This window comes from uncultured Nostoc sp., assembly GCF_964245575.1.
In the GTDB taxonomy this organism is placed as follows: domain Bacteria; phylum Cyanobacteriota; class Cyanobacteriia; order Cyanobacteriales; family Nostocaceae; genus Nostoc.
Map to the genome: position 1 here is coordinate 1 of NZ_CAXTNP010000043.1, position 12,889 is coordinate 12,889.

At 42.3% G+C, this 12,889-nt stretch carries 9 protein-coding genes; 6 read left to right on the plus strand and 3 right to left on the minus strand.

The features are described from left to right. Positions 1–77 precede the first annotated feature (77 nt). The 3 genes from ACFFAP_RS09645 to ssuD all read right to left on the minus strand — a co-directional run bounded on the left by ACFFAP_RS09645 (position 78) and on the right by ssuD (position 3,735). Complete coding sequence (locus tag ACFFAP_RS09645) at positions 78–1,028, minus strand: D-2-hydroxyacid dehydrogenase (protein ID WP_375511009.1); 951 nt, start codon at positions 1,026–1,028, stop codon at positions 78–80. 167 nt (positions 1,029–1,195) lie between these two features. Then, entirely contained in the window at positions 1,196–2,143 is a 948-nt protein-coding gene (locus ACFFAP_RS09650) for a D-2-hydroxyacid dehydrogenase (RefSeq protein WP_375511010.1), read from the minus strand. 443 nt (positions 2,144–2,586) lie between these two features. Continuing rightward, positions 2,587–3,735: an FMNH2-dependent alkanesulfonate monooxygenase gene (ssuD, locus tag ACFFAP_RS09655; RefSeq protein WP_375511011.1), complete on the minus strand. Its 1,149-nt coding sequence runs from the start codon at positions 3,733–3,735 to the stop codon at positions 2,587–2,589. A 689-nt stretch (positions 3,736–4,424) separates the two neighbouring features. Between ssuD and ACFFAP_RS09660 the strand changes: the two genes are divergently transcribed. From ACFFAP_RS09660 to ACFFAP_RS09685, 6 genes are all read left to right on the plus strand, one after another. Beyond that, complete coding sequence (locus ACFFAP_RS09660; RefSeq protein WP_375511012.1) at positions 4,425–5,132, plus strand: TVP38/TMEM64 family protein; 708 nt, start codon at positions 4,425–4,427, stop codon at positions 5,130–5,132. A 106-nt stretch (positions 5,133–5,238) separates the two neighbouring features. Continuing rightward, positions 5,239–6,255, plus strand: a complete 1,017-nt coding sequence (locus ACFFAP_RS09665) for a glycosyltransferase family 2 protein (protein ID WP_375511013.1) — start codon at positions 5,239–5,241, stop codon at positions 6,253–6,255. A gap of 800 nt (positions 6,256–7,055) precedes the next feature. After that, positions 7,056–8,870, plus strand: coding sequence for an iron uptake porin (locus tag ACFFAP_RS09670; RefSeq protein ID WP_375511014.1), 1,815 nt, complete (start codon positions 7,056–7,058; stop codon positions 8,868–8,870). Positions 8,871–9,753: 883 nt separating this feature from the next. Further along, complete coding sequence (locus ACFFAP_RS09675) at positions 9,754–11,373, plus strand: FAD-dependent oxidoreductase (protein WP_375511015.1); 1,620 nt, start codon at positions 9,754–9,756, stop codon at positions 11,371–11,373. Beyond that, positions 11,370–11,699: a ferredoxin family protein gene (locus ACFFAP_RS09680; protein WP_289799651.1), complete on the plus strand. Its 330-nt coding sequence runs from the start codon at positions 11,370–11,372 to the stop codon at positions 11,697–11,699. Before ACFFAP_RS09675 ends, ACFFAP_RS09680 begins: the two co-directional genes overlap by 4 nt. A 19-nt stretch (positions 11,700–11,718) precedes the next feature. Then, positions 11,719–12,768: an ABC transporter substrate-binding protein gene (locus ACFFAP_RS09685; RefSeq protein ID WP_375511016.1), complete on the plus strand. Its 1,050-nt coding sequence runs from the start codon at positions 11,719–11,721 to the stop codon at positions 12,766–12,768. Positions 12,769–12,889: the final 121 nt, after the last annotated feature.

Sequence of the window (12,889 nt, forward strand, 5' to 3'; positions counted from 1 at the left end):
GGGGACTGGGGACTGGGGACTGGGAAAGAGTTTCTCAATCCCCAATCCCCAATCCCTAATCCCCAATCCCCAATATTTTAATATCCTGCTTGCTTATCTACCACATTCTGCAAGGGCTGACCGGTTTGGTAGCGTTTGAGGTTGTCGATAAATAGTTGTGCTATTCGCTCTCTGAGGCGTGGCGAAAGGGCTGAACAATGGGGGGTGATAAAGGCGTTTGGCAACGACCACAGGGGACTTTCCGGCGGCAGAGGTTCTGTAGCTACTGTATCTAATCCAGCACCCGCAATCCATCCCTCACGTAGTGCGGTGAGTAATGCGGCTTCATCTACGATCGCACCACGAGCGATGTTAATTAAGTAAGCAGACTGACGCATGGAGCGCAATGCAGTTTCATCGATCATGCCTTTAGTTTCTGGAGTTAATGGTGTAGCAATAACTACATAATCTGCTGCTGGGAGGAGCGATCGCCACTGATCAGCACCCACAATCTTGTCAAAATTTGGTAGGGGTTCGGGATGGCGGCGACTACCCCAAACTCGAACTCCAAAGGCTTTGGCACGAGATGCGATCGCTTGACCAATATTCCCAGTGCCGAGAATTAATAAAGTCGCGTCTGCCAACTCTTCGAGAAATACTCCTCTTACCCAAGTGTGTTCATCCTGCAAAGTTTGCAATTTTCGCAGATTCTTGGCGTGATAGAGCATGAATGCTAGTACAAATTCCGAAATTGGAATTGCATGAACCCCTGCGCCATTAGTGAGAATAATGTCCTTTTGCAAAAAAGTTGGTGTGAGAATGTGATTCACGCCAGCACTTGGTGACTGTTGCCAACGCAGTCTGGGTGCTGCTGTCAGTACTTTGTTAAGAGTAGAGGTTTTTAAGTAAAATCCGTTGACATAAACTTCTGCATCACTGGCATCACCATCAAAATTACCTTCACTATCCACCTCCACAACATCTATATCAGATGGTAAGTGTGGCTGAATATCAGCAATAAGATGATCGGGTAAAATTAGTTTCACCATTTGCTACTCCCTCATTTCATTTTGGATTTTGGATCGCACCTTTGGTGCGCTTCCAGCGCAACTTGGATTTTGGATTGTGCAACCTAAGCCGCAGCACCTGTTAATTATGAATTACGTTAGCGACGCGCAAAGCGAGTGCGCGAGCGTCATTACGAATTACGAATTTCTTAGTATCCTACTTCTTTGTCAACTACATTTCGTAATGGTTTACCAGCTTGGTAACGCTTCAGATTGTCGATAAATAGCGCTATTGAACGCTGTTTGCTTTTTGGTGAATGACCGGAAGTATGAGGTGTAATAAAAATGTTAGGAAGTGACCACAAAGGACTTTCTGGCGGTAGTGGTTCTGAGTTAACTGTGTCTAATGCTGCACCTGCAATCCAACCTTCTGTGAGCGCTTTTATTAATGCCGATTCATCAACTACACCACCACGAGCAATATTAATTAAATAGGCATGATTTGGGAGCGATCGCAATACAGATTCATCAATAAATTCTTTGGTTTCTGGAGTTAATGGTGTCGCAATAACTACATAATCAACCCCTGGCAGGAGCGATCGCCATTCATCAGCACCCACTACTTTATCAAAATTTGGTAGCTCTTGGGGATGACGGCGACTGCCAATAATTCTTAAGCCGAAGGGTTTAGCACGGGCGGCGATTTCTTGACCAATACCACCGGCGCCAATAATTAGCAAGGTCGCATCTGTCAACTCTTGGATGGCAAAGCCTTTTTTCCAGTGACGTTCTGCTTGTAAAGTATATAATTCCTGTAGATGCTTGGCATGAGCCAGTATATAAGCGATCACAAATTCTGCGATCGGAATCCCATGCACTCCGGCCCCATTTGTGAGGATAATATTTCTTGACAAATAAGTTGGTGTCAGGATGTGATTCACGCCTGCATTTGGTGCATGATGCCAACGTAGTGCAGGTGCTGCTTCTAATATTTTATGCAGCGTCGGACTTCTGGATAAAAACCAACTGAAATAAACTTCAGCATCGCTAGCATCCCCATCTAAATTTCCTTCAACATCTACCCTGACAATTTCTGTATCAGGTGGTAGATGAGGCTCAATGTCAGCAACGAGATCGAGCGGTAAGATCAGTTTCATGTTAAATAACCTCTTTCCTATTTACAGGAGTATCTCTAGAAATTGCTTCTGTTTCACTAATAAATAAAGTGCTATTTTTTCCTAATACGAATTTTTATAATTATTTTGAATTCTAGGAAAGTCATTAGAAACAATAATAACAACATTAAATTTAGCAGCCTCTTTCAAAAGTCAATTAGTGTCAGCTACATAATCCCCAAGAAAAAACAGGCACAATCCAAGGAACTATTTTCTCGATTTGCAGATTGTCTAACACCTCCATTAGGGATATATTATTGTTGCCTTTGGTGTGTTCAGATGTGATAGTCATGGAATTTTTAATTTGGGATTTTAGATTTTAGATTGTTCACAAATATGAATCTAAAAGCATCAAGCTTTTGATTTTAGATTTTACATTTGGTGTTTTTGCTTAATCCAAAATCCCAAATCTAAAATTGGCATTGTCATGAAGCACTCGTTAGTTGTTTCGCAAATTTTTCATTAGCGACAAATTCGCTAAAAGTACTCACGACTGGTGGCGTTAGCGGTGTCGGTTCGCTCTGTAAAGGTAGGCGTGGAAATAATAATTCAGCAGTGCGATACGCTTCTTCTAAATGAGGATATCCAGAAAACACGAAAGTTTCTATGCCCAAATTGCTATATTCCAGCATCCTAGCAACAACGGTGTCAGGATCTCCAACTAGGGCTGTACCAGCACCACCCCGCACTAATCCAATTCCTGTCCAGAGGTTGGGGCTAATCTCTAAGGTTTTTCGACTACCACTATGTAGTTGACTCATGCGCCTCTGTCCTTCAGAATCAGAACTAGCCAAGTCTTTCTGAGCTTTTGCGATCGCATCCTCATCCACATACTTAATTAGCTCATTGGCAGCATCCCAAGCCGCAGATTCGGTTTCTCGCACAATTACATGCAAGCGAATCCCAAAACTGACTGTTCTTCCTTGTTCAGCCGCCAGTCGCCGAACTTCGGCTATCTTTTGGGCTACTTGTTCTGGAGGTTCGCCCCAAGTCAGGTAAACATCTATATGTTTAGCAGCAACGCGTTTGGCAGCAGCAGATGAGCCACCAAACCACAAGGGTGGATAGGGTTTTTGAACTGGTGGGAATAGGAGTTTACCACCTTTGATATCCAGGTAGTTTCCTTTAAAATCCACTGTTTCCCCACTGACGATACCCCGCCAAACTGTGAGAAATTCATCGGTTAAATCATAGCGATCGTCATGACTAAGATGCAAGCCATCCCCAGCAAGTTGCACCGGATCTCCACCTGTCACCACATTAATCAACAATCTTCCTTTAGAAATCCGGTCAAATGTTGCTGCCATCCGGGCAGCAACACCTGGGGAAGTAATTCCTGGACGAATTGCTACGAGAAATTTCATCTGTTTGGTGACAGAGATGAAAGCAGCAGCCGTAATCCAAGCATCTTCACAAGAACTCCCTGTGGGTAACAATGCGCCCGTGTAGCCTAAATTATCCACAGCTTGGGCAATTTGCTGCAAATAATCAGGTGTGGCAACACGAGAGCCAATATCTGTGCCTAAATAGCGTCCGTCATGAGATCCAGTAGGAATAAACCAGAGAATTTGCATGTTTGTCAGGGTATGAGGGCTTTAAAGTCCGGCAATTCTATTGAGTTACCGTAGTTGTCAAGAATAAGTAAATATTTTACAGGAAATTATTTAAAAAACCAGTGTTACAAATAGTAGATTCAGGATTCATAAGGAATAACTCTCTGTGGGACTTCCAATTAAAAAAATATCTAACTTGTAGAATGCGTTAGCCAGAGGCATAACGCACCGTAACAGATTAATATAGACGGTGCGTTAACGAAACAACGCACCCTACAAATTAAGATTGGATGATTTATTTTTTGGTAGTACCTAATAATTTATAGCTGTTCCCATTGAGATGCCGTATAAAATTATATCGCCAGGTGTAGGGGCATGGCAGCCCCCATTGGTGTAAACTTAACGTAAAAGCTATATCCTGCAAGGAACTGAAGTTACTCTCTTATAGCGAAAGTTATCTGTTGATGACTAAATATAGCCAAAAATCTTTAGTGTACTTAAGTAGACTAAAGCTTGTAGCCTTGAACTAAAGTTCAAGGCGGGTAAGGAAGCCAACAGTTAAGCTATTTCTAAGCTTTTATTGACACCAATGGGCAGTGCCGTGCCCCTACGGGTGTACCTCACTTTCCAAAACCAAGGTTTTCAAGAATTAATTAAAGGGGAAATTTGTCAAAGATGGATTGTGTTACAAAAAAAGCAGGAGTATTCTAGTGTGGAACTTGAAAGCTGGTATTTTAATACTCACACTGAGTTGCATAATTGCAACTGGTATAGCAGTATATCTGATTGGCGGCATTGAACCAGCACAAATTCAAGCTTTGCTAAAATCTTCTGGTATCTGGGCACCTGTTATTTATGTTGCTTTGTACGTTGTGGCAACTATGTTAGTTTTGCCCTCAACAGTGCTAAATTTGACTGGAGGTGCAATTTTTGGCCCTTGGCTGGGTACTTTCTGGACTAGTGTTGGAGCAGTCATTGCGGCAATAATTGCCTTTATTTTTACTCGGACTATTGGACGTAAAACAGTTGCAAAACGACTAGCAGGACGCTGGCAAGCAATGGATGCTGAGGTACGGCGTGGAGGGCTTTTTTATATGTTTGCCATCCGATTAGTACCAATCATGCCCTATGGCTTGGTCAACTTTGTGGCTGGACTAACTTCGATCAGCTTTAAAGACTATGTTCTAGGTACAACACTTGGTACTGTTCCTAGTGTATTACCTTTTGTATTACTAGGTAGTTCTGGTTTGAAAGCAGTCAAAACAGGCGATTTTTTACCGCTAGTACTCGCCTTGGGCTTAACTGGAAGCCTGGTAGCAGGGTCTACTTGGTATCGTCATCGTCGGACTTTTCCCAAAAAAGCTGTAGAAAGCCTTAAAGAATCAGATTCAGATTACATAAATCCAAAAAATAAATAAATTATCGGAATGGGACTTGAATCTTGCTAGGTATACTAAGAACCAAACCTTTACGATCGCAAGCAGTCTGTCAGCTTGGCTGTTCAAAATTAAACGAGATTCTTAGATGCGACCAAAGTATTCATTGATTGTTCCAATTTATAACGAAGAAGAAATTATTCCTGAACTATACCGCAGACTGAGTGCAGTAATGAATCGGCTCGATGGTGTTGTCGAATTAATTTTTATCAATGATGGTAGCCGCGATCGCTCCCTACAACTACTGCGACAACTCCATCAAAAAGACCCGCGTATTTGCTATCTGAGCTTTGCTCGTAACTTTGGTCACCAAATTGCAGTTACTGCTGGTCTGAATTTTGTCCGGGGTCAAGTTATCATCATCCTTGATGCTGACTTACAAGATCCACCAGAACTAATCCCCGACATGATTGAAAAATGGCGACAGGGCTATCAAGTCGTCTACGCTCAACGCACTCAACGCCTCAAGGAAAGATGGTTTAAGCGTTTTACTGCCTACTTTTTTTATCGCATCCTCAAAAAGCTTGCAGATGTAGAGATTCCTACTGATACTGGTGATTTTTGTTTAATGGATCGCCAGATCGTAGATATTCTCAATTCTATGCCAGAACGTACCCGCTATATTCGTGGTCTGCGTTCTTGGGTTGGCTTTCAGCAAACAGCAATTCGGTTCGAGCGCAACCCCCGCTTTGCTGGGGAAGTTAAATACACTTTCAGCAAATCCTTGGTGCTTGCCATCAATGGTCTAGTATCTTTTTCAATAGTGCCACTGCGATTATCAACTTACTTAGGGTTAGTAGCGGCGGCGGCGGCCATCTTCATGGCTTTATTAGTCTTGTATTGGCGTCTTTTTATCCCCCATTCGCCGGTAAGCGGGTTTACGATTATTTTGATGGCAATCTTCTTTCTCGGATCTGTGCAGTTAGTCAGTGTTGGCATCTTAGGCGAATATATAGGGCGGATCTATGAAGAAGTTAAAGCTAGGCCCCTCTATACTTTGGCAGAGGTAGGGGGTTTTTATCACAAGTCTTCCAACTCAACGAGCAATTCTGACAAACTAGATAATTTAGAAGATCCTACTATTCAAAATCTAGACAAGTATTGACCTAAGAAAGGCAGTGTTTCGACTACGCTCAACAACCGGACAGTTCTTGCTGGAGACAGGAGGGGTAACAGCCTGTGTAGCCCAAATTATCTACAGCTTGGGCAATTTGTTGCTTTTGATTCATTTTTACTGACTGACTATTTCCGGCGATTACCTACGACACAGTAAGCGATCGCAGTTGCTGGAGTTAACTTAGCCAAAAACTTTGACATATTTTCGCCTCATGGAAAATTACTGGGTATTGCATTGTAGCAAGCTCTATGCAAAGATAATTCTACTAAAGTACGGTAAGTCGATAGAAGTATCGTATTTAGTTAAAATTGATGCTGTCAAAATATAGCTGATTACAAATTAGTGTTTTCAGTTAATGTTAATTGGCAAATAATAACTTTCATCAAAATCAAGCTTTAGTCAATGTCAGTAGCCATTGATTAACTTTGTACAGCATAACAAAAAAACGCCATTACGATGTCTAAAAAGTATCAGTTTATATAGCATGTGTTTGAGTTTTACTTAAAAAAAAATCTTTTCTAAAGCAGTAAATGTCTCATATAAGACGTTTATAGAATTCTTTCAAGCGTCAGAATTAATAGCTGACTGCGAATTTTTGGTTGTCAATCTAATTGCTTAGTACTGGTTTCGATATTTTTCAGAAATTTGTACTTTTATAACCAAAAAACTTTTGCTAAGTCTATAATCTAATGTTTTCGCAAAAACATTTTGATCGAGGATTTATCTTGGTTTGTCTGTCTAATTGAGAGCTAGTTTATTCGTGTTTAAGGTTGAGGAGTTAAGGAGTCATGTCGAATTTTCGCTGGAATTATAGATCCATAGTGTTCCTGGTTTTGTTGCTAGATATTCTAGCTATCCTGGTTTTTTATCCAGCCAAAAGTCAGGCTGAACTGCCCAAATCTGATGTATCTACGACTGAAGTAGAACAAAACAAAGCGCCAGAAGCAGTTGTCAATCAAACAGTAGACACTTCAATTACACCAGTCACTCGTAAAAAAGCTCCAAATGATCTCCGAGATCGAGTAACACCTGTCTCGCAATTGTTGCAAGTTTCACCGCCAAGTAACAAAAAAGCTCCAAATAATCCAGCAGGACAAACAACATCCGTCTCGCAACTGTCAGATGTTAAGCCGACAGATTGGGCATTTCAAGCATTACAGTCTCTAGTTGAGCGCTACGGTGTAATTGCGGGATATACAGATAGCACATTTAAAGGAGATCGTTCCCTAACGCGCTATGAATTTGCAGCTGGGTTGAATGCAGCTTTAGATCGCCTCAATGAACTAATAGCGACTTCAACGGCAGATTTAGTCAAACGCGAAGACTTGGATACCATCAAAAAACTACAAGAACAATTTTCTCCAGAACTGGCTCAACTTCGGGGACGCGTAGATAACTTGGAAGCGCGAACTGCGAATTTAGAAGGAACTCAGTTTACGACCACAACCAAACTTATAGGTCGAGCTCAGATTGTCCTTGGCGAACTTATAGCAGGCAATAACGTCGTCAGCAAGACACCAGCACCTCACAATGCCACACTTCAAGGCTTAGCTTCTTTACGGTTAAACACCAGTTTTAACGGTAAAGATTCACTAGCTATGACAATAGGAGGTGGAAGTATTGAATCATTGGGACAAACAAGAGCTGGATTATTGGGAACTTATGAGGGGAGAACTGCTGATAACGCCAATATTAGTTTTCCACGCAATACTCTTATTCTTAGTGGTCTTCGCTATCGGTTTCTACCTTTTCCAAATACCCAAGTTAACATTTATCCCTTGTCTGACGGAGCTAGTGAGATAGGTCTTTCTGGTCCGGTTAACCCATATTTTGAATCGTCTTTTGCGACTGGTGCTAATGGAATTTCACGATTCTCACGGCGGTCTTTGGTCTATAACTATGGAGATAGCGGCCCCGGAATTGCCATACTCCAGGGATTAGGCAAACAGGTTCAATTCGGGATAGCGTACAGCGCACCAAACGGTAACAATCCCACAGCTAATAATGGCTTATTTACAGGCAGGTATTTAGCTTTAGCACAGTTGATATACTACTCCAGTAATAGGAATTTTCGGGTGGCTGCAACTTATGTTAATACCTATAGTCCACCAAGGACACTAGGTTTTAATGGGACAAATTTCGGTCCAGCAGTCGGGAGTAACTTGGTAAACAGCACCGTGCCTGAAGTAGCAACTCTAGGCAACCTTTATGGTTTACAGGCCTTCTATCAAGTTAATTCCAAGTTCGCGATTAATGCGTGGGTAAGTTATGCAGCACACCGCTATTTGGGGCGCGGAGATGGCGAAGCTATGGATTGGGCGGTAGGACTGGCATTCCCGGATCTTTTTAGTGAAGGTGCTCTAGGGGGGGTTTTAGTTGGTATGGAGCCAAAACTCATCAGTCTTAGTAAGAATGTAGATTTGGGAGCTGGCGCGGGACAAGCCGATAAAGATACTTCCCTGCATGTTGAAGCATTCTACCAATATAAAATCGGAGATAATATTGAGGTTACACCGGGTTTGATCTGGATTACTGCACCGGATTCAAATGCCAGCAATCCTGATAGTTTATTTGCTTGGGTTCGTACTGTCTTTAGGTTTTAACCTTTGACAGAAATCAGTGAACAGTCAACAGTTATCAGTTACCCTGCGTATTTAAACCGCAGTTTAAGTAAAACGGCGTGAATAATTAAAGGTTTGTAGTAAGGACTTCAGTCTTCAAATAAGGACTGAAGTCCTTACTACGAACTCGATTACAATAATTTTACATTGCTTAACATAGTTTGATTTATTCGCACCGACTTACTTATCAAAACTTTTAACTGTTTACTGATAACTGTATATAGTGGGGGACTTAAACCGCAGTTGATCAAAACTTTGCTTACGCTGGTTTAATCGAAAAGTCTGGGGATTATTGAGTCTTAAGGGAGCGATCGCTAAAAGTAGCTAAAACTGGCACTTTCACTCTTGCTCAAACTCTGAAAAATATTGGTTGATGCCTTGAGCCGGAATGGGATTCCTTGCTCTGGTTTGGAAAACTTTATTTAACTACGGCAAATTTATCAAAATTAAGCACTTTGTGTACTCACATTGAGTAAACCCACAAAACACCACAAAAAGCAAGACTATTGGGAAATATAATAAAATTTATTGACATAAGTTTACGTTTAAATTTATTTGTTAAAAAGCTTGCTTTTTGTCGAAAACTGTGAAAAGCTTTGTTATATTACAAACTACGGTTAATCTATCAAGATAATGTAGTTGTAGATGCCAATCTGATGGTAACCTGCCTTAACAAGTTGTGGGGGTTTAAGTCAAGAGCCTGTAGAGGCACTGTTGTTTTGTGTCGGGGTTAAATCCCCGTTACAAAACGTAATTGCGAATTGCGATGTTAAGTAGATAGGCAAACAGATTTATAAGTATTTTGCAGCATTGATGGGGTGAAGACTTGATGCTTGAGACTTTGTCGATGGAGGGGAAATTGTAGATGCTGAAGACGTTAACAACCGATTTTGAACTCGATTTAGAAGGCGATGTGCTTGTGATTGGAGGAGGGCCAGCTGGAACTTGGGCGGCATGGAGTGCTGCATCAAGTGGAGCTAGGGTGATTCTCGTAGACAAAGGATATTGTGGTACAACTGGATGTGCTGCTGCATCTGGCAATGGTGTGTGGTATGTGCCACCTGACCCAGAAGCACGAGAAACAGCAAAGGCAAGTCGGGAATCGTTGGGTGGGTTTTTATCCGATCGCAACTGGATGGATCGGGTACTGAATCAGACCTATGTCAACGTTAATCAGTTAGCAGAATGGGGTTATCCCTTCCCTACCGACGATGAAGGTAAACCCTATCGGCGATCGCTGCAAGGGCCGGAATATATGCGGCTGATGCGGCGGCAAATTCAACGAGCAGGAGTCAAGATTTTAGACAACAGTCCCGCCTTAGAATTACTGGTAGATGACGATGGTGCTGTTGCTGGTGCAACAGGTGTAAACCGTCAAACTGGTGAGAAATGGGTAGTGCGATCGCAGTCCACAATTATCGCAACAGGTGGCTGTGCATTCTTGAGTAAAGCGTTAGGATGCAACGTCCTGACAGGGGATGGTTATCTAATGGCGGCTGAAGCAGGTGCCGAGATGTCGGGTATGGAATTTTCTAATGCTTATGGCATCTCTCCCGCCTTTTCTTCAGTTACCAAAACCCTGTTTTATAATTGGGCAACCTTCACCTACGAAGACGGTACTGTGATTCCGGGGGCAAGTTCTCATAGACGGTCAGTAATTGCCCAGACATTACTACAACAGCCAGTTTACGCCATCATAGACAAAGCAGCAGAATCAATGCGGGCATCTATGCGTTTAGCACAGCCCAACTTCTTTTTACCCTTTGACCGTGCAGGTATCGATCCATTTACTCAACGTTTCCCCGTCACCTTGCGCCTAGAAGGAACTGTACGCGGTACGGGGGGAATTCGGATTGTTGATGAGACTTGTACGAGTTCTGTACGGGGACTGTATGCGGCGGGAGATGCCGCTACACGCGAACTAATTTGTGGCGGATTTACTGGCGGTGGTAGTCATAATGCGGCTTGGGCAATATCTTCTGGCTATTGGTCGGGGAAATCGGCTGCTGAATATAGCCGTAGTTTCGGAGAACACAAAACTCAACGACGAGTTAAGGGTGTTGGAGAGGTAGTATTACAAAGTGGGAGCGATCGCTCCTTAGCAACTGATGAAGTAATTCAGGCAGTCCAAGCCGAAGTATTTCCCTACGAAAAGAACTATTTCCGTACAGAACAAGGCTTAACCGAGTCTTTGGGTAAGCTAAATCATCTTTGGCAAGAACTCCGCAGTAGCCAGGTAACATCAGATAAAGAGCTAATCCGGGCGCGAGAAGCTGCGGCGATGGTAGCCACAGCACGATGGATGTACAGCAGTGCCATTGAACGTAAAGAAACTCGTGGTATGCACAAACATCAAGACTATCCAGAAGTTGATGCGAATCAGCAACATCACCTAATTAGTGGCGGATTAGATCGAGTCTGGGTAAAGAGTCAGCCTTTACAGAGTACAGAAAAGTCTTTATCTAAAATAGGAGCAGCAGTGTGATTGAGTTGGTCAGCGAATCGCGGTGCATAAAATGTAATATCTGCGTGAATATTTGTCCAACCAACGTGTTTGACAGAGTACCAAATGCACCGCCAACCATTGCCCGACAGAGTGACTGTCAAACCTGTTATATGTGCGAATTGTATTGTCCAGTTGATGCGCTTTATGTTGCTCCAGAGAGCGATGTAACGACTTCAGTTAACGAAGCAGAATTGGCAGAAGTTGGGCTACTGGGTAGTTATCGGGAAAACATCGGTTGGGGACATAAACGCACTTCAACAGCAAAAGCCGATCAAACATTCCAGATTTTGAAGCAGATGAAATAATGCGACGGAGAAAATAGTCATGCTGTCGTTCAAAGTAGGAACAGGTTCTATCAGTAAAAATAAATTTACTTCAAGATTATCAACTTCAGTGGCTTGTGTCCTACTGCTACTAACTACAGCATGTAGTCAAGGCGAAACTAAATCTGCTCAATCCATTGAGGCTGTTAATGTCAATAACACTGATGTTTCCAATAACATTTCTACCCTACGAATAGGTTATGTAGGTAGTTCAGAACCTACAGGAGCACTTGGTTGGGCAAAGAAGAAGGGAATATTAGAGCGTGAGTTGCAAAAAGTGGGATTTAAAAACATTACTTTTGCCAGGTTTCCTAACGGGCCGGATCTAAATGAAGCGCTTGTTGCCGGACAATTAGATGTTGGTTCTTTAGGTGATACACCAGCCATAGTTTTGAGAGCAAGGGGTCAGAAAACCCGACTGCTGCGGATCAGTCAATTTAATACAACCGCCTGGTTAGTAGCAAAAAAGAATGGCCCGCGATCGCTTGCTGAACTTAAAGGTCAAAAAATAGCTACCCAAAAAGGTTCTTATATGCATCGATATCTGCTGGGTCTATTAGCTGAAGCTAAAATTCCCAAGGATGTAAAAGTTGTCCACTTGATGACTACTGAGGCAAAAGCGGCTTTAGAACGTGGTGATGTAGCAGCTTATGCAACCTCAAGCGATCTAGGGCCTTTTCTGAAATCACAAGGGTTTCCAGTGATTGATTCTTCGGCGAATCATAAGGGTTTATCTGGAACATCATTAGTTATAGCGACCGAAAGCTTTCTGGCGAAACAGCCTGATTTCCCCCAGAAATTTAATGCAATTCTCACAGAAGCAGCCAAGGATTTAAAAGCTAATTCTGAAGAATATTATCAGTATCATGCTCAAACTACTAAATATCCCCTCAATATCATTAAAGTATCGTTACCGCTCAAACAAATATCAGAAGAACCATTACCAGCCCAGGGCGTGAAACTTTTAGAAGGGACAAAGAAATTTTTAGTCTCGCAGGGTTTGGCAAAGTCGGACTTTAAATTAACTGATTGGGCTGTTAAAGAAAAATAGGGAGTGGAGAGTGGGGGAGATAAGGAGGCAGAAATCAGTAACTTTTCTGAACAAGAAAAACAAATTTCTGTAATTAAGTCTTTCAAAGGTGCAACTTCCAGGCTCAAAGGCTCAACTTCCA

What these genes read in the sequence shown, in the direction of transcription:
- ACFFAP_RS09645 (WP_375511009.1), bottom strand. Translation starts at nt 1,028, where the DNA reads ATGGTGAAACTAATTTTACCCGATCATCTTATTGCTGATATTCAGCCA.
- ACFFAP_RS09650 (WP_375511010.1), bottom strand. Translation starts at nt 2,143, where the DNA reads ATGAAACTGATCTTACCGCTCGATCTCGTTGCTGACATTGAGCCTCAT.
- ssuD (WP_375511011.1), bottom strand. Translation starts at nt 3,735, where the DNA reads ATGCAAATTCTCTGGTTTATTCCTACTGGATCTCATGACGGACGCTAT.
- ACFFAP_RS09665 (WP_375511013.1), top strand. Translation starts at nt 5,239, where the DNA reads ATGCGACCAAAGTATTCATTGATTGTTCCAATTTATAACGAAGAAGAA.
- ACFFAP_RS09670 (WP_375511014.1), top strand. Translation starts at nt 7,056, where the DNA reads ATGTCGAATTTTCGCTGGAATTATAGATCCATAGTGTTCCTGGTTTTG.
- ACFFAP_RS09675 (WP_375511015.1), top strand. Translation starts at nt 9,754, where the DNA reads ATGCTGAAGACGTTAACAACCGATTTTGAACTCGATTTAGAAGGCGAT.
- ACFFAP_RS09685 (WP_375511016.1), top strand. Translation starts at nt 11,719, where the DNA reads ATGCTGTCGTTCAAAGTAGGAACAGGTTCTATCAGTAAAAATAAATTT.